Genomic DNA, 25,077 nt, shown 5'->3' with positions numbered 1-25,077 from the left:
TGACGCGCGGGATCATGCTCGGGCGGGGATGAGGCTGTCGGTGTGAGGCCCGGCCGACGCCACGAGCGGGGCCGTCGCGGTCGGGCCGTCGCCCTACCGGCGGGGCCGTCGCCCTATCGGCGGGGCCGTCGCGGTCTCGGCGGGCCCGTCGCCCTCTCAGCGACGTCGACGCGCTATCGGGCGGCGTCGACGCGCTATCGGGCGGCGTCGACGCGCTATCGGGCGGGTTCGACGCGCTATCGAGCGGCGTACTCGCCCTGCTCAGGATGCTGAGCAGTCGCCCTTAGCGGGAGGCGAGGAACGAGTGGATACGGTCGGCGACGATCTCGGGGTGCTCGGCCATGAGCAGATGCGCGGAGTCGGGGACGACCGCGAGCTCTGAGCCGTCGACGGCGTCGCGCATCTCCCCCATCGCCTCGGGCGTGCAACCGGGGTCCTGCGAGCCGGCGAGGAAGAGCGTCGGCGTGGTGATCGCGCCGAGCTTGCCGGTGAGGTCGTAGAGCGCGAGCGCACGGCAGCAGGCGATGTAGGCGGCGTCGTCGATGGTCGCGAGGTCGGTGAGCGTTGCCGGCCCCGTCGCGATGTCCTCCTCGAGGAAGCCCGCGGCGAACCAGCGGTCGGCGGTGTCGGGCAGCAGGGACTGCGTGCCGTCGTTCTCGACCTCGGTGATCCGTTCGGCCCACGAAACATCGGTGCCGAACTTCGTCGCCGTCGAACACGCGATGAGACCGGTGAGCTTCTGCGGGTGTTCGAGGGCGAGGGTGAGACCGATCCCGCCGGAGATCGAGGCACCGCAGTACGTGAAGGACTCGACGCCGTGGTCCTCGAGCGATTGAACGAGGCCGGCGGCGAGGTCGGAGATCGTGAAGTCGGTGCTCAGCTCCTCCTTCGACACCGGGAACGTGTGTCCGGGCAGGTCGGAGAGGTAGATCTGGTGGTCATCGACGAGGCGCGAGGCCACGGCCGCCCACAGCGAGACGCGCGTGCCGAGGGCATCGCCGAAGACGAGGACAGGAGATCCGGGGTTGTCGTTGAAGGCGTGCAGGGCGATGCGCATGAGGGCTCCTCATCGTCGGGTCGGGATCAGCTCGTCGGGTCGGGATCAGCGGTCGTCGACAGTCCTCGCTGGAGCGTCGACGGTCGTCGCAGGTGAACTCGCAGGTCAACGGGATCGCGCCGGAGCGCCGGTCACGTCAACAGCCTACCGTCGGAATAGCGCAGATAACAGCGCGGACACAGCGATTCGTAGGTCACGGCGTTGCCGTCGATGGCGACCTGATCGCCGTCGAAGATGAACCGCCCGTCGACGAGGCGGCCGTTGAACATCGCCTTCCTCCCGCAGCGGCAGATGGTCTTGAGCTCTTCGAGGGTGTGGGCGATCTCGAGCAGGCGCGCCGAGCCGGGGAAGGCGCGGGTGCGGAAGTCGGTGCGGATGCCGTAGCACATCACCGGCACCGAGGCGTCGGTGGCGATGCGCATGAGCGAGTCGACCTGCTCGGGTTCGAGGAACTGCGCCTCGTCGATGAGGAGGCACGCGACCGGGGCCTTGGGGGCGTCGATCGATTCGATGAGGGCGTCGTGGTCGACGTAGTCGGCGTGCTCGCGGTAGATGAGCTCGACATCGGCGCCTGCGGGGATGAGGAAGTCGACGGCGCGGGTGACGCCGAGGCGGGAGACGATCTCGTCGGCGCCCTTCGTGTCGATGTCAGGTTTGGCCAGGAGCACCCGCTGGCCGCGCTCCTCGTAGTTGAAGGCGGCCTGGAGGAGCGCCGTCGACTTGCCCGAGTTCATCGCCCCGTAGCGGAAGTAGAGTTTGGCCACCTGGTCCCCCATCTGTCGAGTCTGCTGCCGCGCAAGTCCCGGCGTGCTGTATTCCTGCGTGCTGCCGTATTCCTGCGTGCTGCCGCGCGGTCCCGCGCGTGCGTGCCGACGACACTCTACCGTCGCTGCCGCGCACGCACCCCGCTGGGAGGCCGCGATCGCGCTGCGGGCCCGACGGCCTCGGCGAGGGGGCCCAGCCGGGCTGGGACCACACGATCGCACGTACGCCTCCGACCACCTCGGCGAGAGGGCGAGTCACCGCGCTCACAGGCGCGAGCGCCTCGGCGGAACGACCGAACGGGGCGAAGGGACCAAACGGTAGGATGGTGAGGTCAAACCCCACGACGATTCGGAGCAGTCCATCACCATGGCCAAAATCATTTACACGCGCACCGATGAAGCGCCGCTGCTGGCGACGTACTCACTCAAGCCGATCATCGAAGCCTTCGCCACCTCGGCGGGCGTCGACGTCGAGACCCGGGACATCTCCCTGGCCGGCCGTGTGCTTGCCCAGTTCGCCGATCGTCTCCCCGCCGACCAGCAGGTCGCCGACGCGCTGACCGAGCTCGGCGAACTCGCCAAGACCCCGGCAGCGAACATCATCAAGCTCCCCAACATCTCCGCATCCGTCCCCCAGCTCAAGGCCACGATCGCCGAGCTGCAGTCCCAGGGCTACGACCTCCCCGATTACCCGGAGGAGCCCGAGACGGACGAGGACAAGGACGTCAGGGCCCGCTACGACAAGGTCAAGGGTTCGGCCGTCAACCCGGTGCTGCGCGAGGGCAACTCCGACCGCCGCGCACCCGAGGCCGTGAAGAACTACGCGAAGAAGCACCCGCACTCGATGGGCGAATGGTCGCCGAACTCGAAGACGAACGTCGCGACGATGGGTGCCGACGACTTCCGCGCGAACGAGCAGTCCGTCGTCATGGACGCCGATGACACGCTGAGCATCGTGCTCGTCCCCGAATCCGGCGACGAGGTCGTCCTCAAGGACTCCCTGCCCGTGCTCGCCGGCGAGGTCGTCGATGCGACGAAGATGAACGTCGCCGCCCTCGACGAGTTCCTCCGCGCGCAGATCCAGCGCGCCAAGGACGAGGGGATCCTCTTCTCCGTCCACCTCAAGGCGACGATGATGAAGGTCTCCGACCCCATCCTCTTCGGCCACGTCATCGAGGCGTTCTTCCCCGAGGTCTTCGCCGAGTACGGCGACGCCCTCGCCGAGGCGGGGCTCACCCCCGACAACGGCCTCGCCGCGATCCTCGCCGGCCTCGATGAGCTGCTCGCCGAGGTGGCCGAGGGTGTCCGCGCCGGCATCGAGAAGGGTCTCGCCGATGGTCCGGCACTCGCCATGGTCAACTCCGCGAAGGGCATCACCAACCTCCACGTGCCCTCCGACGTCATCGTCGACGCCTCGATGCCGGCGATGATCCGCGTGGGCGGGAAGATGTGGGACAAGGACGACCAGACCCAGGACACGCTGGCCGTCATCCCCGACTCCTCCTACGCCGGCATCTACCAGACCGTCATCGACGACTGCCGTGCCAACGGCGCGTACGACCCGACGACGATGGGCACCGTCCCCAACGTCGGCCTCATGGCCCAGAAGGCCGAGGAGTACGGCAGCCACGACAAGACCTTCGAGATCGAGCAGGCCGGCGTCGTCGAGGTCCGCAACTCCGCCGGTGACGTCCTCATGAGCACCGAGGTGGCCCCCGGTGACATCTGGCGCGCGTGCCAGACGAAGGACATCCCCGTCCGCGACTGGGTCAAGCTCGCCGTCACCCGGGCCCGCCTGTCGAACACCCCCGCCGTGTTCTGGCTCGATGAGACCCGCGCGCATGACCGCAACCTCAAGGCGAAGGTCGAGGAGTACCTCGGCGATCACGACACCGAGGGCCTCGACATCCGGATCCTCAACCCCGTCGATGCGACCCAGTTCTCGATCGACCGGATCCGTGAGGGCAAGGACACGATCTCCGTGACCGGCAACGTCCTGCGCGACTACAACACGGACCTCTTCCCGATCCTCGAGCTCGGCACCTCGGCGAAGATGCTCTCCGTCGTCCCGCTCATCGCCGGCGGCGGACTCTTCGAGACGGGTGCCGGCGGTTCCGCACCCAAGCACGTCCAGCAGCTCGTCGAGGAGAACCACCTGCGGTGGGACTCGCTCGGTGAATTCCTCGCCCTCGCCGAGTCGTTCCGGCACGAGTTCAACGTCCACGGCAACGCTCGGGCCGGTGTCCTCGCCGACACCCTCGACGCCGCGACGGGACGCTTCCTCGAGGAGAACAAATCGCCCTCGCGCAAGGTCGGCGAGATCGACAACCGCGGCAGTCACTTCTACCTCGCCCTCTACTGGGCGCAGGAGCTGGCGAAGCAGACCGAGGACGCCGAGCTCGCCGCCGCGATCGCCCCGGTCGCAGCCGAACTCGAGGAGAACGCCGAGACGATCGCCTCCGAGCTGCTCGCCGTCCAGGGCTCGCCTGTCGACCTCGGCGGGTACTACAACCCCGACGATGCGAAGACCGAAGCGGCGATGCGTCCGTCCGAGACCCTCAACCGGATCGTCGCGACGCTGAGCGAGAAGGTCTGAGGCAGGCCACAGCACACCCGCGACTCGCATCGCACCACTGACTCACGTCGCACCACTGACTCATGGGCCCATCAGCATCTATGATGGGCCCATGAGTTCTCAAGACCCGCGTGGACGCTCCCAGACGCCCGAAGAGCTGCTCGCCGAGACCGATGCCCTGCTCGGCCAGTCCCAGTCGCCGACCGAGCAGTCGCCGGCCGGCCAGGTGCCGAACGGACAGGCGCCGACGCAGGAGACGCCTGCCGGTCAGAGCCCTGTCCGGCAGTCGCCGACGGGCACCTCGGGCACCAAGGAGCAGCGCGGAGGTATGTCCGCGGGCATGTGGATCTCGCTCATCCTCGGCGCGGCCATCGTCGTCCTCCTGCTCATCTTCATCCTCCAGAACAACGTGCCCGCCGACTTCCAGTACTTCGGCTGGCAGTTCCAGCTTCCGCTCGGCGTCGCGATGCTCTTCGCCGCGATCGGCGGCATCTTCGTGGCAGGCATCATCGGCTCGGTGCGGATCTTCGTGCTCAGCCGCCGCCTGAAGAAGATCGAGAGGTCAGGCCGCTGAACCGCCCGATGCACCCCGACTTCACCGTCCTTCCCACCGACCTTCCCGCTACGTTCGTCCTCGCCGACACTGCCGGAGCCGCCGCATGGGCGCGCACCGAGGAGGCGATCGCCTCAGTGCTCACCGAGCAGGAGCAGAACTATGCCAAGGAGTTCGACGCCGAGGCGGCTCTGACCTGGGCGGCCGGCCGCGTCGTCCTCCGCCACGTCCTCGGGTCGGTCCTCGACCAGGACCCCGCGGAGATCGAGATCCGCCTCGACTCGGCGGGCAAACCGCGGATCGACGACGGCGAGTTCTCCGTCACGCGCGCGCACCGGCTCGTCCTCATCGCGGTCTCCGAGGACCCTGTCGGCGTCGACCTCGAAGCCGTGCCCGAACTCGCCGTCGCCGCCGAGGCGCTCGCTCTCCTCCATCCGCGGGAACGCGAAGAGCTCGAATCGCTCGCCGAGGCTGAGCTGCCCGAGGCGTTCGTGCGCGTGTGGGCGCGCAAGGAGGCATTCCTCAAGGCGCTGAGCACCGGTCTCGCCCGGGATCCCGGCATGGACTACATCGGCTCGGGTGAGACGCCGCAGTCACCGCACCCCGACGTCGACATCCACGACCTCGTCGAGGGCGTTCCCGCCGGCTACCGGGCCGCGATCGCCTTCAACCGCTGATTCTCAGGGCGCCGACCGCGCCTCGGTCAAGCCGGAGCGCGGATAGCCGCGCGGGCAGCCGCCACCGCCGCTCGGTCAAGCCGCAGCGCGGATAGCCGCGCGGGCAGCCGCCACCGCCGCTCGGTCAAGGCGCAGCGCGGATCGCCGGCCGAGGAACCCCCGCGATCTGCACTGCGCCTTGAGTGAGGGATGTGCGCGAGCGATCTCCGAGGGCTGCCACTCATCGCAGGCCACCACCGTGCCGCGCAATCTCGGTCAAGCCGGAGCGCGGATAGCCGCGCAATCTCGGTCAAGCCGGAGCGCGGATAGCCGCGCAATCTCGGTCAAGCCGGAGCGCGGATAGCCACGCGCCCAGCCGCCACCTCCGCTCGGTCAAGGCGGAGCGCGGATCGCCGGCTGAGGAACCCCTGCGATCTGCGCTGCGCCTTGAGTGAGCGGGGTGGGCGACGGCCTCGGGTGCGCGACGGGCTTGAGTGACCGAGCGTCTGGGGTAAGACAGGCGCGCGGGCTCAGGCCTCGTCGGCGAAGTCGGGGCCGTTGGCGCCGGTGGTGAAGACGATCGCGATCGCGAGCGACACGAGGGCGAGGACGCCGAAGAGGATGTAGCCGCCGGCTGGATTCTCCGCGGCGGCGAGGATGATTCCGACGACGACAGCGACGATGACTGCCGAGTCGGCGAGCATGACGTGCAAGAAGTAGGTTCTCGCACCCTTGCTCACGCCATACGAGATCTCCGTGGCCGAACTGAGGAAGAGCAGGACCGCCGCGGTGATGACGATCCACGTCGGGGCTAGGAAGAAGTCCCGGAGCCCGGGCATGAAGACGAGCAGGGCTACCGCGGCGAGGAGCTTGACGATTCCGTCGACGACGTACACGGGCTTGATCATGCTTCGATCCTATCGGCTCTGCGGCGGACTCCTCAGAGCGCCGCAGGTCCACGCGATCACTCGCCCCGGCCTCCACCCGACCGGTCTCGCCGCCCACCCGCGCAGCGTCGCCGGTCTCATGTCACGCACCGCCGTCGCCGAGCTCCCTGATCTCCCCGAGCACCCGCCGCAGGACGCTCGCCTCGACGTTCGAGTGCGCGAGGACGATGCCGTGACGGACCGCGCTGTCACCGCTCCAGCCGTCGGCGAGCGATGCCACCCGGATACCGCGTTCGAGCAGCTCACTCTGCAGCCTCCTCGCCTCCCGCGCGCTCGTCTCGATGACGAGCGTCCTGCCTTCGTGGACGAGTCCGGGCAGAGTTCCGACCTCGGCGACGACCGCCTCGGCGGCCCGCAGACGACGACGCCCCCGGGCGATGCGCCGCCGCAGGCCACCCGACTCGAGGTAGCCGGCCACCGCGGACTGGAGCACGGGTGCGATCGCCGGTCCCCACGACGTACGCACCTCGGCCATCGCCGTCCCGAACCGCCCGCCGCGGGCGACGACGTACCCGGTCGAGACAGCGGTGGTCAGCAGGGTCGAGAAGGTGCCGATGTGGACGAGGTCGACGTCGAGCTCCATCGACCCGGCCAGATCGAAGAGCGTGGGCACCGCGGTGCGCTGGAACCGTGCCTCACTGTCGTAGTCGTCCTCGATGACGACGATCCCCGCCTCTGCCGCCCACGTCAGCAGCGCGATGCGCGTGCTCACCGGCATCGTCGTGCCATGTGGGAACTGGTGGTTCGGGGTGACGACGATCGCCGCGGCCCGGCCCTCGAGGTCCGAGAGCCGCCCGATGTCGAGTCCGGTGGAGACGTCGAAGGGGATGAGCTCGCGATCGGACATCGCCAGTCGCAGCCCGGGGAAGCCGGGGTTCTCCACCCCGATCGGGCCGGTCAGACCCGAGGCGAAGAGCAGCCGCAGTCCGTCGCGCGAGCCGCTGGTGACGATGAGGTCGTGCGGGTCGACGCTCATCCCCCGGAGCAGACGGAGATGATCGGCGATCGCCCAGCGGGCACCCGGCTGTCCGAGCGGATCGGTCGTGCCCGGGTCGACGTCGAGAGCATCCCGCCAGGCCCTGCGGAACGCGGGATCGCGCAAGGGGTCGTCGCCGCCGTGACCGGGCCGCAGATCGATGAGTCGCCGAGGCGGTCGCCGGGGCACCGTGGGCGGTGCGGGGGCCTGCGCCCGCCGCAGCAGCGCCGCCGGGAGGTCGGGGTCGACGATCGTCGCCGACCGTTCCCGCGTGAGGAGGTAGCCCTCGACCGCGAGCTGGGCATACGCGGTCTCGACCGTCCCGCGGGAGACGCCGAGGTGGCCGGCGAGCTTCCGACTCGCAGGCACGGGCTCTCCCGGCCGCAGCTCCCCGCGCGCGACGAGGTCCCGGATCCCGGTGACGATCTGGTCGGGCAGCGGCGAGTCGTGGTCGAGTGCGATGCCGAGGGACTCACGGGTCGAGCGCGGAAGTGCGGGCATGGCTCTATGCTACCCACTACTGGCCCAAAGTTCTCAATGGATTCTGGCTCTCTCGATGGGCCACATTGAGCTCTAGCCTGGAGGGGACACGTCGGCGACCGACGTGCAGACAAACCCTTGTCCCACCCATCCACGGGTGCCCGTCCCCCTGGGCATCCGGGTGACAGAAGTGAAGCGAAGGCACAGCAATGACCGAGACACAGACCCTGCTCAACACCGGACTCGCCCAGATGCTCAAGGGCGGCGTCATCATGGACGTCGTCAACGAGGAGCAGGCCCGCATCGCCGAGGCCGCCGGTGCCTCCGCCGTCATGGCCCTCGAGCGGGTCCCCGCCGACATCCGCGCCCAGGGCGGTGTCGCTCGGATGTCCGACCCCGACCTCATCGACTCGATCGTCAACGCCGTCTCCATCCCCGTCATGGCCAAGGCCCGCATCGGCCACTTCGTCGAGGCGCAGATCCTCGAGAGCCTCGGGGTCGACTACATCGACGAGTCCGAGGTCCTCTCCCCCGCCGACTACGTCAACCACATCGACAAGTCCGTCTTCACCGTCCCCTTCGTCTGCGGGGCGACCAACCTCGGCGAGGCGCTGCGCCGCATCCAGGAGGGCGCATCGATGATCCGCTCGAAGGGTGAGGCCGGCACCGGCGACGTCTCCGAGGCGATGCGCCACCTGCGCACGATCAACTCCGAGATCCGGGCACTCGGCGCCAAGAGCGAGGACGAGCTCTACGTCGCAGCGAAGGAGATCGCCGCCCCGTACCAGCTCGTCAAGCAGGTCGCCAGCCTCGGCCGCCTCCCCGTCGTCACCTTCGTCGCCGGCGGCATCGCCACCCCGGCCGATGCCGCGATGATGATGCAGCTCGGCGCCGACGGCGTCTTCGTCGGCTCCGGCATCTTCAAGTCCGGCAACCCCGAGGCCCGCGCCAAGGCCATCGTCGAGGCGACGACCCACTTTGACGATCCCGCCGCCGTCGCCGCCGCCTCCCGCGGTCTCGGCGACGCCATGGTCGGCATCAACGTCGCCGACGTCCCCGCCCCGCACCGCCTCGCCGAGCGCGGATGGTGACGGTCGGCGTCCTCGCCCTCCAGGGAGCGTTCCGCGAGCACCTGAGCGTGCTCGGCGCCCTGGGGGTCGGGACCCGCAAGGTCACCCGCCCCGAGCACCTCGACGGGCTCGACGGGATCGTCCTGCCCGGCGGGGAGTCGAGCGCCATGGTCAGGCTCGCCGCTCCCACGGGACTCTTCGGCCGCCTCGGCGAGAGGATCCGGGACGGCCTGCCGGTCTTCGGCACCTGTGCCGGACTCATCCTCCTCGCCGACCGCCTCACCGATGATTCGCTGGCAGGCTTCGACCGCCTCGGCGGGCTCGACATCACGGTCGCCCGCAACGCCTACGGTCGCCAGCGGGAGTCGTTCGTCGCTCCCCTGACAATCACCGGGATGACCCCGGATTTCGACGGCACGTTCATCCGTGCCCCGCAGATCGTCGACACCGGAAGCGCCGAGGTGCTCGCCCGTCACGACGGGACCGCGGTCCTCGTTAGGCAGGGAGATGTCTGGGGTGCGAGCTTCCATCCGGAGTTGGGTCCGGACACGAGACTCCACGCGGAGTTCGTGCGAAGATTGGGCCATGACGACTGAGGCGATCGACACGCTCAAGACCGGATACACCTTCGACGGCGCCACCCTCGACCTGGGGGTGGCGCTCGACGGGGAGACCCCGGCACCGGACGTACCCATCTCGATTCCACTCTCGATGCTCAACCGACACGGACTCGTCGCCGGGGCCACCGGCACCGGCAAGACCGTCACCCTCCAGGTCCTCGCCGAGCAGCTCTCCCGCGCGGGCGTTCCCGTCTTCGCCTCCGACATCAAGGGCGACCTCTCGGGCATCGGGGCGCCCGGGGTGCCCTCGGACAAGCTCACCAAGCGCCTCGAGGCCGCCGGTCAGGAGTGGGACCCGAAGGCGAACCCGACGGAGTTCTACACCCTCGGCGACTCCGGACTCGGGACTCCGATCCGGGCGACCGTGACCTCGTTCGGGCCCATCCTGCTCTCGAAGGTCCTCGAACTCAACGACACCCAGGAATCGGTCCTCTCCCTCGTCTTCCACTACGCGGACAAGGCCGGTCTCGCGCTCCTCGACCTCTCCGACCTCCGGGCGGTGCTCACCTACCTCACCTCGGACGAGGGCAAGGCGGAGCTCGAGGGCATCGGCGGGGCATCGAAGGCGACCGTCGGCGTCATCCTCCGCAAGATCGCCGAACTCTCCGCGCAGGGCGGCGACGTCTTCTTCGGCGAACCCGAGTTCGACACCGCCGACCTGCTCCGCGTCGACGAGAACGGCGCGGGCATCGTCTCCGTGCTCGAGCTGCAGAAGCTCAGCCAGTCCCCCGCGCTCTTCTCGACGTTCCTCATGTGGCTGCTCGCGGACCTCTTCCAGGATCTGCCCGAGGTCGGCGATGCGGACAAGCCCTCCCTCGTCTTCTTCTTCGACGAGGCCCACCTCCTCTTCGCCGACGCGTCGAAGGCGTTCCTCGAGTCGGTGACCCAGACCGTGCGGCTCATCCGCTCGAAGGGCGTCGGCGTCTTCTTCGTCACGCAGACACCGAAGGACGTCCCCGAGGACGTGCTCGCCCAGCTCGGCTCGCGCATCCAGCACCAGCTGCGAGCGCACACACCCAATGACCAGAAGGCGCTCAAGGCCACGGTGCAGACCTTCCCGAAGTCCGGCTACGACCTCGAGGAGCTGCTCACCTCGCTCGGCATCGGCGAGGCCGTCGTCACCGTCATGGATCCCGACGGCGCCCCGACTCCCGTTGCCCCGACCCGGATGCGCGCCCCGGAGTCGAAGATCGGCCCGATGAGCGAGGACGAGGTCCGTGCCGCCGTGGCCGCCTCCCCGCAGCAGAAGAAGTACGGCACTGCGATCGACAACGAGTCCGCCCGTGAGATCCTCACCGCCCGTCTCGAAGGCGGAGCCGCAGCGAAGGAGGCCGAGGACAAGGCCGCCGGGCAGGGCACAGCAGGCGCCGAGTCGGGGTCAGCAGGCGCCGAGTCGGGGGCCGCAGGCTCGGCAGACAAGGTCCCGTTCCCCGAGGATCCGGCACCGCGGTCGCAGTCGAAGGCTCCCGAGAAGAAGGAGGAGGAGAACCTCTTCTCGCAGGTCGTCAACTCCTCCGCGTTCAAGCAGTTCACCCGGACTGCGGCCAGGGAGATCGCCCGCGGCATCTTCGGCACCTCGCGCCGCCGCCGCTGAGGCGGCGCGGCTGAGCTGTCGCAGGGCCGGCACCTCGCGCCGTCGCCGCTGAACCCGCCGCGGAGCCCCCCACTGAGCCCGCCGCTGGGCCGTCGCCGAGCCGGGGCCGTCGCCGAGCCGCCGTCGCCGCTGAGCTGACGCGGCCGAGCCTGTCCTGGGTCGCCGCTGGTCTATCGCCGCTGAGCCGTCGCGGCGCCCGGGAGACCGGTTAGCGTCGATGCGTCCGTGACCCGGCGGGGACGATGACGTCGAGGATGAGCTCCCCGGTGTCGATCTCGACGGCGACCGCCTCGCCGAGGTGGTCGCCGTCGAGCTGGATCGGCGCAGGCTCGGAGACGGTGATCGTCGACCGCCGTGCCGTCCAGTAGCGCATCGCCGGGTCCCGTTCGGGGTGCCCGCGCAGGCAGGCGGCACCGATGCCGACCCACTCGCCGAGGCGACGGGCCGCCGCACCGGGCCCGAGGACGACGGCGAGGAATTCGAGGTCTTCGCTCACCGCCTCGGCGCCGGGGAAGACCGGGACGGGACCTGCGGGACGCCGCGTCTTGGCGGCCATGACCGACCAGACCTCGAGTTCCTCGCCGTCGATGCGCGCTGGCAGCTGCGGGGCGAAGAGCGCGAGCAGCGCGCCTCTCGCATAGCCGAGCAGCCCCCACGCGCGGTCGTGGGCGGCGACGGCGCGGGCATCGCCGCCGATGCCCGCCAGCGAGAGGAAGTGCTCGTGCCGGACGGTGCCCGAGGCGTCGAGGAACTCGGCGACCGAGACGGGGACGCCGGCCCGGGCGGCGGCTCCGTGGAGGAAGTCCTCGCACAGCGCCAGACCTGACCGTGCCGTGTGGAGGCCGAACCCGCGGGAGAAGACATTGGCTGTGCCCGTGGGGACGACGAGGACGGGGACCCCTGCGGTCGCGAGGATAGGGGCGGCGGATCGGAGGGTGCCGTCCCCGCCGAGGAGGACGACCGCCTCGGCGCCCCAGTCGACGAGGTCCTGCGCCTGCCGTGACCCGGGGGCCTCCGGGGTCGTCGAGGTGGTGCGGTATCGGATGTCGAGTGCGGTGAGCAGACCGACGAGGCGATGGTGGGCGCGGTGCGTCCGGGCGTGGACCGGGTTGACGATGATCCCGATGCGCATGTGCCTGCTCCTCCTTGAACGAACTCTCGGACGAACTCTCAGACGAACGCCGGATGGGTGCTCGCGACGGCGTCGACTCGCTCCGCGTCGATCGTCTCCCCCGGGAAGGGGTCGACGAGGACGCGCGGGCCGCTCTTCTTCGGTGAGCGCTTCCACGTGCCGCGCACGCGCGTGCCCTCGACGACGGTGTTCTTGAACATGCCGTTGCCGCCGGGGACGACGGCGCGCTCGTGGCCGGGGTCGAGGGTGCAGCTGCGGTCCTTGTAGCCGAGGATGAGCTCGTCGAAGCCCGGCAGCAGGGTGAGCGCGTGGGCGGTATCCTCCCAGACGGACAACCGGTCCTCGAGGTCGGGGGCCTGGACGTGCTCGACGTCGTCGATCGTCACGGCCGCGATGTCGCCCGAGTCGACGAGTGAGGCCAGGGCGGCGCGGATCGGGGTCTTCGGCAGACCCGTCCACCGGGCTGCGTCGTCGACGGTGACCGGTCCGTGACCGAGAACGTAGCGGCGCATCCATTCGCGCAGGGCGGCTTCGGTGTCGATTCCGGCGTCGGCGGAGGGATCGCGCAGGGCGAAGGCGAGTTCGTCGCGCCCGGGCACGAACCCGGACTGGATCAGCAGACCCTGCATCGAGAGGTTGGTGATGAGGTGCCGCTGCCGTCCGTACTCCTCGTCCTCGGAGATTCCTGTCATGAGCGGGGCGAGGCTGGCGACGAGGTCCTCCCGGCTGAGCGGGCCGCGGTCGGCGATGGCCGCCTCCACGAGGGCGGCGGCGGTCTCGAGCAGCGGTTCGTCGACGCCGAAGTGGGCCCGCCGGGTGGCTTCGGCCTTCCACCGCCGCGGCGCGGTGAGGCGGAGGATCCACCCGACGTCCTCGGCAGTCGTGAGGTGGACCGTGCCGCGCTGGGTCCACGTGCGCACGATCGATCCGGACTCGATCTCCGCGCGCACCTCGGCGAGGTCCCGGGTCTGCGTGCGCAGCGCCACGGAGACGAGCGCCCCGCCGAGCGCCTGGGCCTGCACGCACGCGAGCCGACGGACCGCCTCGGCGGGGGTGAGGGCATCGGACCCGACGAGACCTGAGGAGATCATGCGAGCCGCCGAGATCTGGGCTGAGTCCATGGACTCAGCGTAGCGCGCGGACCTCACCATCTATTACGGTCGAATAACGAGTTGCGCCTCACATCATGACTGACAGCATCTGTTGTGAACGATGTCCGATCATGGAGGGGCAGCACTCCCCACCCACAAAGGAATCCCGAAGTGACTTTGAGCCCCATCAGAGCACGCGACCGCCTGGTCGACGACACCTGCACACGGGCCGTGACCGAGCACGGCCTGCTCTTCATGGTCTCCGGCTACGCGGGGACCGGCAAGACCTGGCTGCTGCGCGCGATCGGCGAGCGGATGATCACAGCGTCGACGGTCTGCTTCGCCACCGCCGACGAATTCGAGAAGGAGATCCCGTACAGCTTCATCGAACGGCTCCTGAGCACGTGCGCCGCTCCCTTCCCGATCATCGATCCGACGCGTCCGCCGATGGAGATCGCCCGGGAGATCCTGCTCGGGCTCATGGACAAGGGCGACGGTCGGCTGCGGACGATCATCGTCGACGACGCCCAGTGGATCGACATCGAATCCCGGCTGGTGCTCCGCTACATCGTGCCGCGCGTGATGCGACAGGGACTCTTCATCGTCGTTGCCGGACGACTGCCCGACATGGATTCGACCGCGATGACGTTCTTCGCCGATCTCGCCGAATCGACCCCTGGAGGGATCACGAAGGTCCTCGAGCCGCTCAGCGTCGAGGAGATCCGGGCCCTGGCCGTCGACGTGCTCGGGGCGTCGATCTCCCCGTTCACCGCCGAGACGCTGCGCAATTCGACGGGTGGGTCGTTCCTCGGCATCGACAGCATCTTCCGCCGTATCACCCCGCAGGAGCGCAACAAGCTCCACCTCCTCTGGGACATCCCCATCCGCGGCGTCGAACCGGCGCGCAACCCCCTTCTCGGACCGTTCCACACGCTGCCGCCCGCCGCGAAGGCGGCCGTGGAGATCGTCTGCTGTGCGGGTCCGGAGACCAGACCGACGACCGTCGCCGAGGTGGCCGACCGCCTCGGCGAGGACGTCGAGATCGGTCCCGCTGTCGCCGCCTCCGTGCTCACGGAGTCCGGGTTCGGTTCGACGGTGTCCCCACGGCATTCGCTCATCGCCCACGCGGTGCGGCAGATGCTCCCGCGCGCTCGGGCCCAGGCGATCTACCGGGCCCTGGCACCGAGTGCGCAGGGGTTCCGGAGGATGTGGTATTCGCTCAGCGGGGCCGCCGAATGGAGTCCGGAACTCGCCGAGGCGGTGCGGGAGTTCATCGACGACGCCGTGGTCAGACGCAGCTATGCGACGATCAACGATGTGCTCCGGCGGAGCCTCGACTTGGCGACCGGCAGCGACCGGGATGCGCTCCTCATCCGGCTCGGCCTCATCAATATGGAGAAAAAGACCGTGTACTCGCTCTTCGACCTCGCCCCCGAGTTCGAAGCGCTGCCGGAGACTCCGGTGAGGGAGTGCATCATGCTCACGATCATGGCCTACCGCAAGGACCAGGAGTTCCCCCGGGCGCGGTTGGCGAAGTTCCTCGCGCTCGAGCACACGGATGCCGATGTGCGCACTCTGCAGGCCTATGCCGGCTTCCTCTCCGTCGTCGAGGTCATCCGCAGTCAGGACTACGACCAGCTGCCGGCCGTCGTCGCCGAGGCCAAGGCGATCATCGCCCGCGGACCGGAGACACCGGAGGAGGTGAGCGATCCCGCTCTCGCGTGGATGGTCGCCCCCGGACCGGTCCTCGTGCTCCTGGACACCCTGACGATGCTCCAGTCCGTCGTCGTCTCCGATGCCGTCACCGTCTCCGGCATGCTCGATGACCTTGTGCCGCAGGTCCTCGCCCTCCCGCCGTCGCCGCACAAGGTCGATGCGCTCACGCCGCTCGCGATCGTGGCGATGATGATCGGTGAGATCAACCGGTCCCGTTCGCTGGCGGAGACCGCCGTCGACCTCCTCGAGCAGGTGGGACGCACATGGGGAGAGGGCACGGTCCGGCTCATCCACGCGCACACGACCTCGCTGCTCGGATCGCTCGATGAGGCGGCCGAGCTCGTCGAACTCGCCACGGAGTCGAGCGGAAGCACGATCGACGTCGAGACGAGGCTGCCGCTGAGCGGACTGCAGGCGTGGGTGAATGCGGTCCGCGGGGTGCCCGACTTCATCGACCTCGACGCGCAGACGGACCGGCAGACGAGTCTGGCCTGGCAGCCGTACGCCGCTGACATGATCGTCAACGCCGAGTGCGAGCGGGCGCGGGCCGCCGGCGATCCGCAGGGCGTCATCGACGCCTCGGCCCCGCACAGGGTGCGCTCGCTCGTCGGCACCCAGCGGGGGTTCCTCAACTATCGGACTCATGCGCTCATCGACCTCGAACGCCTCGGCGAGGCTGCCGAGCTCATCGGCACCCTCATCGACAAGCGGGGCCGGGGGTGGCAGCCGTACTGGGGATCACTCGAATGGGCGCAGGCCAGGCTGCTCTCCGGGTTCCTCGGCACCGCCTGGGCCGGGAGCGAGGAGGCGCGGGCAGGTGTCGAGCGGGCGGGCCTCTCCCCCGATCGGATCGGCGCGGAGGAAGTGGCCCGACTCTTCGACGAGGCGGTCGGGGACGACCGTTTCCCACTCCCCCACGCGCTCACCCTCCGCGACTACGGAATGTTCCTCATCGCCGAGGGCCAGCGGGCGCGGGCGCGGACGATGCTCGAGCGATCCCTGGCGACGGTGCGGCGGATCGGCGCGGCGGCCTATCTGCCGAGCATCCGCGACGTCCTCGGCTCGGTGTCGCAGGCGGAGCGGGATCTCCTCTCCTCGCTCACCGCGCGTGAGCGGGAGATCAGTCGTCTGCTCGCACAGGGGCGGAGCAATCAGGAGATCGCCGCCGAGCTCTTCGTCGCCCCTGCCACGGTCCGCTATCACGTCTCGAACGTGCTCCGGAAACTCGAGCTGAGCAGACGCAGCCAGGTCGCCGCCGTGTTCCACGAATCGGGCATCGCCGTCGGGGACTGACCAGGCGCCGCGCGGGGCAGGCGGTATGCGGGAGGCTGGACCGGGTGACGTGGTCGCGGCCGGGTGCCTTAGTCGCGGCGGGTGTTTCAGTCGCTGCGGGTGCTTCAGTCGCGGCGGCGGACGGTGCGTACGAGTGCCGCACCGACGCCGGCGAGGATCGCACCGACGACGGCGAGCCACCACATCGCACCACCGGTGCGCGGCAGGTCGCCCCCGCCGTCGCCGACCACGGCAGAGCCGTTCGCCGACGACTCTGCGTTCGCTGCGGCATCGGCGTCAGCGCTCGCTCCTGCGGAGGCAGAGCTCGAACCGGAGGCGCCGTCGGGATCCGCTGACGCGTCGGAGGAGGCAGCAGCGGCTGTCGAGTCAGAGCCCGCCGTCGCATCCGACTCCGCAGTCGCGTCCGAATCAGCCGTCGCACTCGAGTCCGTGCTCGAATCATCCTCCGCGTTCGACCCGGCGTTCGAGTCGGGGCTGTCGTCCGCCTCGGCGTCATCACCGCCGAGTTCGAGGAGCACATCGAAGCTTCCCTGCCGGAGACCCACATTCGACCTGTTGCCCGATGTCGCCTCGACCGGGAAGTCGTAGCCGATGGTCACCGGAGTCGTCGCACCCTTGGCCAGCGGGATCTCCATGACCTGCGTCGTACCGGCGGAATCGAGCTCCCTGATCGAGGAGGAGCCCCGGTTCCAGGTGATGCGGAGGTCGTCGTAGAACTCATCGGCGATCGGAGTCTCGAGGAGGTCGACGTTGACGATGCTCACCCGCAGAGTGCCGCCGGTAGGGCCGTCGTTGCGGACCGTGAGAGTGCGCGACGTGGAGTCACCGGGGACGGTGACGGGGAACCCGACGAAGCTCTCGGTCGTCGTGTCGCTGTAGGCACTGCCGTCCCAGGACATCTGGATGGCTCTGCTGCTGTCTGCCGCGAGGGCCGGAGCCCCGGGGATCAGGACGGCGAGGAGGGCGACGAGAAGGGTGCGGACGAGTCTCACCGGCCGACACCTCCCGGACGGAAGGTCTCGTACTTGAAGACGATGTCCCGGTTCGGCTCCTGCTTCGGGTCGAGCCCGAGGCGAATCTTCGCGTTCCACGAGTCCTTTGCCTCGACCTTCGTCCCGGCGGGATCCTCTGCGGTGACGGTCGCAGTGTTCTCGTACTGGCCGACCTCGCCGTTGTTCTTCAGCTTCGCGCTCACGCACCAGTACTCGATCGTCGGATCGGTGGTCTCGGAGTACTCAGCGCTCACCGGGGTCGACCGGAGGTCCTGCGCTGTGGTCGGGGTGTTCGCGACCGTGCACTCGCTCGGTGCTCTCACCCGGAAGACGCTGACATCGGAGGCACCGAAGATGCCTCCGGACCAATCCGGTGGGGTGAGTTCGTACCGCAGGCCCTTGTTGCCCTGGCTGAGCGAGTCCGTCTGCAGCGCAACAGCGACCTCGCCGTCCTTGAGCAGCGTCTCGGCTTCGGCGGCGCCGAGGCTGACGGAGGCCTTCTTGTCCTTTGCCGCCTGCGTGTCATCGACTCGACCCGCGGCGAAGTACTCGTAGCCGCTGGAGATCTCACCGGTCCCGGAGGCGTTGTCGCTCCACAGGGCGAGTGTGCCGCCGCCGATGCCGAGGAGGATGCCGAGCACTGCCGCGAGACTGAGGATGAGGGTGTTCTTGAGTGAGATGTTCGACTTCACGGGCGCACTCCCGGCTCCCGCACCTGGTCGAGGGTGAAGGTGAAGCGGCCGAGGTCGGCCACCTGGACGGGACTCTCGGCCCCGACGCGGTCGCTCATATCGGCGAAGTCGAGGGTGACGGCCACGGAGAAGTCATCGGTGCGTCCGTCGTTGCCGGTCACCAGACGGTTCTCGTCGAGGACGAGATCCGAGCCGACGGGGGTGGGCTCGCCGAGGCGGGTGCCCGTCGAGTCGAGAACTGTGTAGTCCGCGGTGACACCCTCGGGCAGCTCAGCGGGTTCGGCCCAGTCGACGGCGATCCGGGCGGACATGTTGTCGCCTTCGATGCGCGTGGTGAAGTCCTGGGTCATCTCCACGGTGTCGCCTTGGCGGACGAGAAAGGTCTCCGGGTCGATCGTCCGGCCGGAGTTCGCGACATCGCTCGACGTCTCCGTCCACGTGGTCTCCCCCGCAGTGACGTCGAGGTCGCCGGCGATGATCGCTGCCGGCGCCGTGTTGCCTGCGGTCTTCCACAGGGCCATGGTGCCGCCGCCGGCGGCCGTGCCCGCGATGAGGACTGCGGTGGCCAGGAGCGGCAGGCGCCAGCTGGTCCTCGTCGTCATGATCTCGCCTCCGTCTCGGATGCCTCGGTACTGTGTGTCTCAGCGCTGCTGCCCGCGGATCCCACGGCAGCGCTGCTCATCGCGGGCGCCGCATCATCGCCTGCCGCGGATGCCTGGGAAGCCGTCGTCTTCCGGCGCCGGTCCACGGCCGCGGAGACGAACGCAAAAGCGGCGTAGGCGATGAGAAGAACGCCGATGCCGGCCACCAGCAGTCCCGTGTTGCCCCCGACGGCCTGCTGGACGTAGCCGAGTTTGGGGATCGAGTAGAGGACCTTGCCCATCACCTGGGCTTCGACGATGGGGGCGTCGTCGCTGCCGTTGGCGTCCCCGCGGGTGACGAAGGTCCGGCCCTCGTCGGTGTCGGTGACGGCGACGATTCGGTGGGTGATGAGCATCGGGTCGCCTGACCGGGGTTGGAAGGTCACCGGATCGCCGATGCGGTACTGCTCCTGCGGCACCGAGACGACGATGTCGCCGGGTTCGTACGTCGGCTCCATCGACCCGGTGAGCACGGTCAGGGCCGCACCGTTCATCACCTTGGGCACGACGCCCACGGCGACGACGAGGCCGAGGAGACCGAGGAGGAGGATGGCGAACACCCCGGACCGCAGTCCGCGTGCGAATCCTGAAGTCCGGGAGTGCCGCGCCATTCTCATCAACCTCGTGTCTCAGCCGCCTCGGCGGTGTTCAGTCTGCTCAGCGGTCCTGCTGGAGCTGGATGTTCGAGCCGGCCAGAGCAGCCTGCTGCTGGACGAGCTCGCGGTTCGGGGTGTCCTTGGCGAATTCGGCGGTGACGACGACGTTGAAGTCGGCGGTGCCGTCGACGACCGTGCCCGCTGCCACCTGGGTGCCCCCGGGAGCGGTGTTGTCGGACGAGACGAGGGAGACCTCGACACCGGCGTTGTCACCGGTCGCGATCTCCTTGCCCGCGGCGTCCTGAACGCTGTACTTGAGGCTCAGACCCTCGGCGAGAGCGCCTTCGAGCTGGCCGCCGCCGGCGAGCTTGAGCTTCGCGACCATGTTGTCGCCTTCGAGTCCGACGTCGACGCCGTACGTGCCCTGGACGGTGTCGCCCGGGATGATCTTGAAGGTCTTGAGGTCGATGTCGTGCGGGTTGTCGGGGCGGTCGGCCGAGATGTCCTGCCAAGCGGAGCCGGTGACGGCGACGTCGAGGTTACCTGCGGTGATCTGGCCGCCGTCGGCCTCGGCGCTGTCGGTCCAGAGGGCGAAGGTTCCGCCGCCGAGGAGCAGGGCTGCTCCAGCTGCTCCGGCGACGATTCCGAGGGTCTGCTTCTTCACGATTCTCTCCTGTTGTCGTGTATCGGTTCTACTTCACTGCGCCAGAGGCGGAGCAGGTCATGGATTCGCCTGGATTCAGGCGGGTCTTCGGGCACTTCACCGAGGAAGTGGGAAGTCTGTCGTCGACGACGGTGATGCCGTCGAGGGGGGTCTTGCCTGTGTTCGTCACGAGGTAGGTCCAGGTCACGGTCGTGCCGTCTGGGACCGAGTCACCGGCGGGGATCTCCTTCGCCCCGTCGAGTCCCGCTGCGGTCGGGGTGTCCCACGCCTTCTTCTCGATCGAGATGCCGGGTACGAGCGTCTGCTTGTTCGTCACTGTGCATTTGACCGTGTCGCCGGCGGTGACGTCGAAGCCGATGCTGTCCGCGGTCACGGAGATCTTCTTCCCGTTGATGCGGCATTCGGCGCCGTCGAGCTTCCACCCCTCAGCGGTCTGCTTGTCGCTGAGGAGCTCCTCGATGGTCACCTTCGAGGCGCTTGCGGGCTTCGGGGTGGAGAACTTCACCTGGTAGTCGACCGTCGACGTGTCCCCGGTCGTCTGCTGCCGGGCCGGGGCGAGGGTTCCCGGCGCCGAGGCGGTGGCTGAGAAGGTCCATCCCGCACCGCCGGGGCTCGGGCTTGCGGCTCCGTAGGCGAGGGTCTTCTTATCGATCTCGATGTCGGCACGGCACGTCGCTCCCTTGGCCATGCTCGCCATGAGGTCGGCGAGCTCCTCCCACCCGGCTTGGAAGTAGTCGGCGTCGTTGATCGACTCGCCGGTGGTGTACTTCGTGCCGCCGGAGATCGCTGCGAGGTTGGCTCCGCCGCTCGAGACTCCCTCACCGACGCCGACGGCCATGACACGGCTGCCCTTGGCCTTGACGGCGTTGGCGGAGAAGACTGCTGATTCGATCTCGTCGAAACTGGTGGTCGAGCCGTTGGAGTCGGCGTTGCTCGTGTTGTTGATCGAGTAGGTCGGCATGCCGTCGGTGACGACCACGACGAGGTCGTAGGGGTCTGCGGTGTTGGCGACCTCCCACATCGCGCTGTCCCAGTTCGTGCCGCCGCCTGTGGCGTAGGCGTCGATGCGGGACTTGATCGTCTCGGCGTTGCTGCCTGGGTCGATCGACATCGACGGCCAGTTGCGGCCGTCGTCGGTGTTGCTGCGCGGCGAGTCATTGGAGAAGGTGTAGAGGGCCATCGACGAGCTCGTGCCCTTGAGCGCGTCGACCATACCCTTCGACGCGTCCTTGAGGGTGCCCAGGGCGCCGGAGTTCGACACGGAACCTGAGAGGTCGAGGACGAGGGCGACACGGAGGCCGGCCGAGCATGAGACCTGCAGGGCGGGGTTGCGGCGGGTGTTCTGCCAGGTGCCCGTCGAATTCGTCGTGATGTTGCGGCGGCCGGTGTTCATGAACTGGTCACCCGAGCGGTATGTCTGTCCATTGCGCAGCTCTGTTCCGGTGCGGAAGGCGTAGCGTTCGCTCGAGTGGTTCGATGAGGTGCCGACGATGAGGCGGTCGTTGGCGCTCCACCCTTCGGGAGCGGATTCCTGGACGACCCAGAATCGCTTGTCGCGGTTGGCCTGGTTCTCCCACCCACAGAAGACGAGGAGCGAGCAGACCCATTTCCGGTTGGTCTGGGGAACGGTGAACGAGCAGTCGCCGTCGCGGTCGGAGGTGCATGACGCCCAGGTCTCGCTGAGCGGGCTGCCGATGCTTCCTGAGCGGTCAGAGTAGAGGCGCAGCTTCACGCCCTGGAGTCCGTTGACGGTGGTCTCGCTGGTCCGGTCACCGCCGACCTTGACGGTGATGACGGCGTTGTCGCCGGAGGCGCTGGGAACCGATTGAGGCGCGACGGACTTCGGGGATGTGGCGCGTCTGCCGCTCTCCGGAGAGTCCTTCCCCTCTGACGCGTCGCTCTTCGCGGGAGTCTCGCTCTTCGCCGGAGCATCGTCCTTCGCCGGGGTCTCGCCGTCGGTCGGCGCGCTGTCCTTGTTCGACGGGACATCGCCGGTCGCAGGCGGCTCTTCCTGGGCGAGGTTCTGTGCCGAGGTGGGGGCCTCGGCGGGGATGGGGGCCTCGGAGGGGGATGTCGCCTGTGCTGCGGGGACGATGGAGAATACGGTGATCAGGACGGCGGCGATGGTGATCCCGGCCCGGGTGAGCCGGTTCTTCTGCGGGTTTCTCAACGATCTCCTCGAACAGCATGAAGCAACGGTTCGAGTCTAGGAATCTGCGGGCGTTTCGACCCTGGCCGAATGGATGGGTTCGGCGTTGGGAAAGTGTTGGGTTCGGCGTTGGGTGTGAGCCCACAGCCCTGATGCCGGCATTCACGTCGCCACGGGCCGCCTCAGCCACCGCGGGCCTTCTGCACCGCTGCCGCCTGGGCCGGCAAGGGCACCCCGGGCCGCCAGAGCCGCCACAAGCCTTCTGCACCGCTGCCACCTGAGCCGGCAAGGGCATCCTGGACCGCCTCAGCCGCCATAGGTCGATTGCGCAACCACGGGCCGATTGAGCAACCACGGGCTGCACAAGCTAACACGGCTCGCGCGAGCCATCACGGCCCTCCCGAGCCACCGCGGGCTACCCGAGCCACCGCGGGTCCAATGCCCGCTTCACTGTGCGCGGGGTTCGAATCCGGCCCTGCGACTCAGCAGTCCGACGGGCTCAGCAGCCCGACCGGCTCAGCAGCCCGACGGGCTCAGCAGTCCGACCGATACGACAGCGCAGACTCCGAACTCCGCACTCGGTGGTCGGCAGGCTGCCTTTCCAACTGTGACACCTCAGGGTACATGGTTCTCGAGGTGCAGGCGCGTCACGGAGGCGCTCTCATCGACGCTACGGAGGCACTCCTATCGGCAGGACCCGGTCGTCCGGGTCGCATAGTCGCTATGCTGCCGCGCCTCTGAGCTTGTCGACCCGCGCCATTCATCGAGCACGTCGACCTGACCCGGATCGACCGAGGGGGTCGAGACCGGTCATTCACCCGAGGATGTCGATGAGTCCTGGAACCGCGATCCTCGGAAGGGATCCCGAGGTCGCGAAACGGCCCCAGATCCTCCGCAGCTCAGGGCCGGCCACCTCGGCGGCGACACCGTAGTTGAGGAAGCTCGAGTCCCAGACCGGACCGGGGAAGAGCAGCGGCAGGTCTCCGGAGTGGGCGGCGTCGAAGAAGCTGCCGTCGCCGCGGGAGACGATGAGAAGGCGGGCGCCCTGACCGCCGGCCATCCGGTGGCGGTCGTAGAATTCCTTGGCCGCTCGGGTGTAGACCGCCGAGGTGATGCCCGAGATGAGGGATTCGAGCATCGGCGAGGTGAGCCTGCGGTCGTGGAGGCGGTGGAAGGCGGGAACGAAGCCGGCGAAGAATGCGATCTCGCGTTCGGTGCGGGTCATGAGCACGTCGTACTTCGGCGCCTCCCGCGCCCATGCCGCTGCCGCCTCGGAGCGGGACGGCAGGGGGTAGTCGCCGTAGTGGACGCCGTAGCACATGCCGGCGTGGAGTCCTCCGACGAGAGCGGCCTTGTGCACCTCGTCCTGAGCGGCGAGGATCTCGGAGACGGTCGCGCCGTCGGGGATGCGGGCTGCGACCTTCGCCATGGCCCAGTTCATCGAGTCGGTGCCGCCGGAGAGCCCCAAGGGGGCGGAGGCCATGATCACGCGCGAGAACAGGCCGTCGGTCGCCTCGGCGATCATGAGATGGGCGCACGCGTCGGCACCGGCACTCTGACCGGCGAGGGTGACGTTGTCTGGGTCGCCTCCGAAGGCGGCGATGTTGCGCTGCACCCACCGAAGCGCGGAGATCTGGTCGAGCAGTCCGAGATTGGAGTGCTCGGGTCTGCCCTGGCCCAGGTAGCCGAGCACGCCGAGGCGGTAGGTGACGGAGACGACGATGATGTGCTGTTCGTCGACGAGGGTGTGCGGGTCGTAGATCTCGGCGTCGCCTGCCCCGGTGACGTACGCACCGCCGTGGATCCATACGAGCACGGGCAGTCTTGGACCGTCTCCGGTCAGCGGCGTGTCGATCGGCATCGTCACACTCAGCCGCAGGCAGTCTTCGCTGGTGCTCAGTCCGCCGATCTGGTCGAAGCTGATGTCGGCGTTGGGATCGACCCGGTGCTGGGGGCTCGCGGGACCTGGCCTCGTGGCGTCGATGACGTCGACGGCGGGTTCGTCGACGGGGTGGGCGAACCGTTCGGCCCTCGCATAGCGGATGCCGCGGGCGCGCACGACGGTGCCGTCGACCGTCGCACGTACCCGTCCGCAGGGAGCGGGGATGTCGAAGGGTGCGCTCATCCTCGGCGGGTCAGCGCGAGGGCTGGACCGGGGGTTCGGCAGACCAGGGGAAGACGATCCACTGGTCGGTGCGCTTCCAGACGAAGTCGGGGTCGACGATGGAGGCGGACTTCGCGTAGATGACCGCGGACTGGGCCTCGGCGCCGTTCTTCTTGAGAAGTTCGAGGACGAGGGCGAGCGTGCGACCCGAGTCGGCGACGTCGTCGACGACGAGGAGCTTCTTGCCTTTGATCGCGTCGATGTCGAGCATCGGGGCAAGCAGGATCGGGTCGGGCAGAGTCTCTTCGACGTCGGTGTAGAACTCGACGTTGATGGCGTCGGAGAGCTTCAGCCCCAGGGCATAGGCCAGTGCACCGGCGGGAAGGAGTCCGCCGCGGGCGATCGCGATGACGATCTCGGGATCGTAGTCGGAGTCGGCGATGGTCTGGGCGAGCTCCCTGGCCGACTGTCCGAAGGTGTCCCAGGTGAGGATCTCCTTGTCGGTGAGGTCGGACGAATCGGCGTGGTAGGCCTGGCTCATGGGATCTCCTTCTAAGGTCAGCGGCTCGCGGTCCGGCGGGGGATCGATCCGTCGAAGTTCGGTCCCGCGGGGTTCGTCCCGTCGGGATTCTGTCCGACGGGCTCCGTCCCTCGGGGATCGATCCATCGGGATTCGGGCCGTCGGGATTCCAAGGATACGCGTCCGAGCGGCCGG

The 25,077-nt window shown here is 68.8% G+C and carries 21 protein-coding genes; 7 read left to right on the top strand and 14 right to left on the bottom strand.

Translation table 11 applies throughout. The features are described 5' to 3' along the window. Positions 1 to 283: 283 nt before the first annotated feature. Positions 284 to 1,057, bottom strand: a complete 774-nt coding sequence (locus AC0VYB_RS07010; RefSeq protein ID WP_009375150.1) for an alpha/beta fold hydrolase — start codon at positions 1,055 to 1,057, stop codon at positions 284 to 286. A 131-nt stretch (positions 1,058 to 1,188) separates the two neighbouring features. Continuing rightward, the gene (locus tag AC0VYB_RS07005) at positions 1,189 to 1,821 is read right to left on the bottom strand and encodes a thymidine kinase (protein WP_009375148.1); all 633 of its coding nucleotides are present in this window, start codon (positions 1,819 to 1,821) and stop codon (positions 1,189 to 1,191) included. Between the two features lie 367 nt (positions 1,822 to 2,188). Between AC0VYB_RS07005 and AC0VYB_RS07000 the strand changes: the two genes are divergently transcribed. The 3 genes from AC0VYB_RS07000 to AC0VYB_RS06990 all read left to right on the top strand — a co-directional run bounded on the left by AC0VYB_RS07000 (position 2,189) and on the right by AC0VYB_RS06990 (position 5,626). Beyond that, positions 2,189 to 4,417: an NADP-dependent isocitrate dehydrogenase gene (locus AC0VYB_RS07000; RefSeq protein ID WP_475385105.1), complete on the top strand. Its 2,229-nt coding sequence runs from the start codon at positions 2,189 to 2,191 to the stop codon at positions 4,415 to 4,417. Between the two features lie 91 nt (positions 4,418 to 4,508). Further along, a complete protein-coding gene (locus tag AC0VYB_RS06995) occupies positions 4,509 to 4,970 on the top strand; it encodes a LapA family protein (RefSeq protein ID WP_430600137.1) in 462 nt (153 codons plus the stop codon). 8 nt (positions 4,971 to 4,978) lie between these two features. Then, positions 4,979 to 5,626 carry a 4'-phosphopantetheinyl transferase family protein gene (locus AC0VYB_RS06990; RefSeq protein ID WP_430600136.1) on the top strand — a complete coding sequence of 216 codons (648 nt, stop codon included), beginning with the start codon at positions 4,979 to 4,981 and terminating at the stop codon, positions 5,624 to 5,626. 509 nt (positions 5,627 to 6,135) lie between these two features. On the opposite strand, the gene AC0VYB_RS06985 is transcribed toward AC0VYB_RS06990, so the two are convergent. Both AC0VYB_RS06985 and pdxR read right to left on the bottom strand, forming a co-directional pair. After that, on the bottom strand, positions 6,136 to 6,513 hold the full coding sequence (locus AC0VYB_RS06985) for a hypothetical protein (protein ID WP_009375140.1): 378 nt from the start codon (positions 6,511 to 6,513) through the stop codon (positions 6,136 to 6,138). A gap of 121 nt (positions 6,514 to 6,634) precedes the next feature. Beyond that, positions 6,635 to 8,029: a MocR-like pyridoxine biosynthesis transcription factor PdxR gene (gene pdxR / locus AC0VYB_RS06980; protein ID WP_259864158.1), complete on the bottom strand. Its 1,395-nt coding sequence runs from the start codon at positions 8,027 to 8,029 to the stop codon at positions 6,635 to 6,637. A gap of 188 nt (positions 8,030 to 8,217) precedes the next feature. Here pdxR and pdxS point away from each other — a divergent pair, with 188 nt between their 5' ends. The 3 genes from pdxS to AC0VYB_RS06965 are packed head-to-tail and all read left to right on the top strand — an operon-like array spanning position 8,218 to position 11,292. Further along, positions 8,218 to 9,099, top strand: coding sequence for a pyridoxal 5'-phosphate synthase lyase subunit PdxS (gene pdxS, locus AC0VYB_RS06975; RefSeq protein WP_009375135.1), 882 nt, complete (start codon positions 8,218 to 8,220; stop codon positions 9,097 to 9,099). After that, on the top strand, positions 9,093 to 9,674 hold the full coding sequence (gene pdxT, locus AC0VYB_RS06970) for a pyridoxal 5'-phosphate synthase glutaminase subunit PdxT (RefSeq protein ID WP_009375133.1): 582 nt from the start codon (positions 9,093 to 9,095) through the stop codon (positions 9,672 to 9,674). Before pdxS ends, pdxT begins: the two co-directional genes overlap by 7 nt. Beyond that, complete coding sequence (locus AC0VYB_RS06965) at positions 9,664 to 11,292, top strand: helicase HerA-like domain-containing protein (protein WP_009375131.1); 1,629 nt, start codon at positions 9,664 to 9,666, stop codon at positions 11,290 to 11,292. The genes pdxT and AC0VYB_RS06965 overlap by 11 nt, the downstream gene beginning before the upstream one ends. 208 nt (positions 11,293 to 11,500) lie before the next feature. Here the strand turns inward: AC0VYB_RS06965 and AC0VYB_RS06960 are convergent, their stop codons facing one another. Both AC0VYB_RS06960 and AC0VYB_RS06955 read right to left on the bottom strand, forming a co-directional pair. After that, positions 11,501 to 12,424, bottom strand: a complete 924-nt coding sequence (locus tag AC0VYB_RS06960) for a diacylglycerol/lipid kinase family protein (RefSeq protein WP_366231722.1) — start codon at positions 12,422 to 12,424, stop codon at positions 11,501 to 11,503. Positions 12,425 to 12,462: 38 nt separating this feature from the next. Then, on the bottom strand, positions 12,463 to 13,545 hold the full coding sequence (locus AC0VYB_RS06955; protein WP_144587870.1) for a winged helix DNA-binding domain-containing protein: 1,083 nt from the start codon (positions 13,543 to 13,545) through the stop codon (positions 12,463 to 12,465). A gap of 141 nt (positions 13,546 to 13,686) precedes the next feature. Here AC0VYB_RS06955 and AC0VYB_RS06950 point away from each other — a divergent pair, with 141 nt between their 5' ends. Beyond that, complete coding sequence (locus tag AC0VYB_RS06950; RefSeq protein WP_475385104.1) at positions 13,687 to 16,524, top strand: LuxR C-terminal-related transcriptional regulator; 2,838 nt, start codon at positions 13,687 to 13,689, stop codon at positions 16,522 to 16,524. Positions 16,525 to 16,628: 104 nt separating this feature from the next. Here AC0VYB_RS06950 and AC0VYB_RS06945 read toward each other — a convergent pair whose 3' ends face one another. The 8 genes from AC0VYB_RS06945 to AC0VYB_RS06910 form a co-directional block, all read right to left on the bottom strand. Further along, positions 16,629 to 17,516 (bottom strand): LPXTG cell wall anchor domain-containing protein, encoded by an 888-nt coding sequence (locus AC0VYB_RS06945; RefSeq protein ID WP_259801092.1) that lies wholly within the window; start codon positions 17,514 to 17,516, stop codon positions 16,629 to 16,631. Then, the gene (locus AC0VYB_RS06940; protein ID WP_009375121.1) at positions 17,513 to 18,208 is read right to left on the bottom strand and encodes a SipW-dependent-type signal peptide-containing protein; all 696 of its coding nucleotides are present in this window, start codon (positions 18,206 to 18,208) and stop codon (positions 17,513 to 17,515) included. The genes AC0VYB_RS06945 and AC0VYB_RS06940 overlap by 4 nt, the downstream gene beginning before the upstream one ends. Continuing rightward, positions 18,205 to 18,810 carry an alternate-type signal peptide domain-containing protein gene (locus AC0VYB_RS06935; RefSeq protein ID WP_131248473.1) on the bottom strand — a complete coding sequence of 202 codons (606 nt, stop codon included), beginning with the start codon at positions 18,808 to 18,810 and terminating at the stop codon, positions 18,205 to 18,207. The genes AC0VYB_RS06940 and AC0VYB_RS06935 overlap by 4 nt, the downstream gene beginning before the upstream one ends. Then, complete coding sequence (locus AC0VYB_RS06930; protein WP_167560809.1) at positions 18,807 to 19,460, bottom strand: signal peptidase I; 654 nt, start codon at positions 19,458 to 19,460, stop codon at positions 18,807 to 18,809. Before AC0VYB_RS06930 ends, AC0VYB_RS06935 begins: the two co-directional genes overlap by 4 nt. Before the next feature lie 46 nt (positions 19,461 to 19,506). Next, positions 19,507 to 20,109, bottom strand: coding sequence for an alternate-type signal peptide domain-containing protein (locus tag AC0VYB_RS06925; protein WP_167560807.1), 603 nt, complete (start codon positions 20,107 to 20,109; stop codon positions 19,507 to 19,509). A gap of 28 nt (positions 20,110 to 20,137) precedes the next feature. Beyond that, the gene (locus AC0VYB_RS06920) at positions 20,138 to 22,279 is read right to left on the bottom strand and encodes a DUF7507 domain-containing protein (RefSeq protein WP_009375113.1); all 2,142 of its coding nucleotides are present in this window, start codon (positions 22,277 to 22,279) and stop codon (positions 20,138 to 20,140) included. 793 nt (positions 22,280 to 23,072) lie between these two features. Then, the gene (locus AC0VYB_RS06915; RefSeq protein WP_119297226.1) at positions 23,073 to 24,383 is read right to left on the bottom strand and encodes a carboxylesterase family protein; all 1,311 of its coding nucleotides are present in this window, start codon (positions 24,381 to 24,383) and stop codon (positions 23,073 to 23,075) included. A gap of 10 nt (positions 24,384 to 24,393) precedes the next feature. Next, positions 24,394 to 24,903, bottom strand: a complete 510-nt coding sequence (locus tag AC0VYB_RS06910) for a phosphoribosyltransferase (RefSeq protein ID WP_009375108.1) — start codon at positions 24,901 to 24,903, stop codon at positions 24,394 to 24,396. Between the last annotated feature and the right edge of the window lie 174 nt (positions 24,904 to 25,077).

This window comes from Brevibacterium sp. Z349TD_9 (assembly GCF_056173565.1).
The sequence above is the reverse complement of the archived record's forward strand: the minus strand, read 5'-3'. Positions and strand labels throughout refer to the sequence as shown.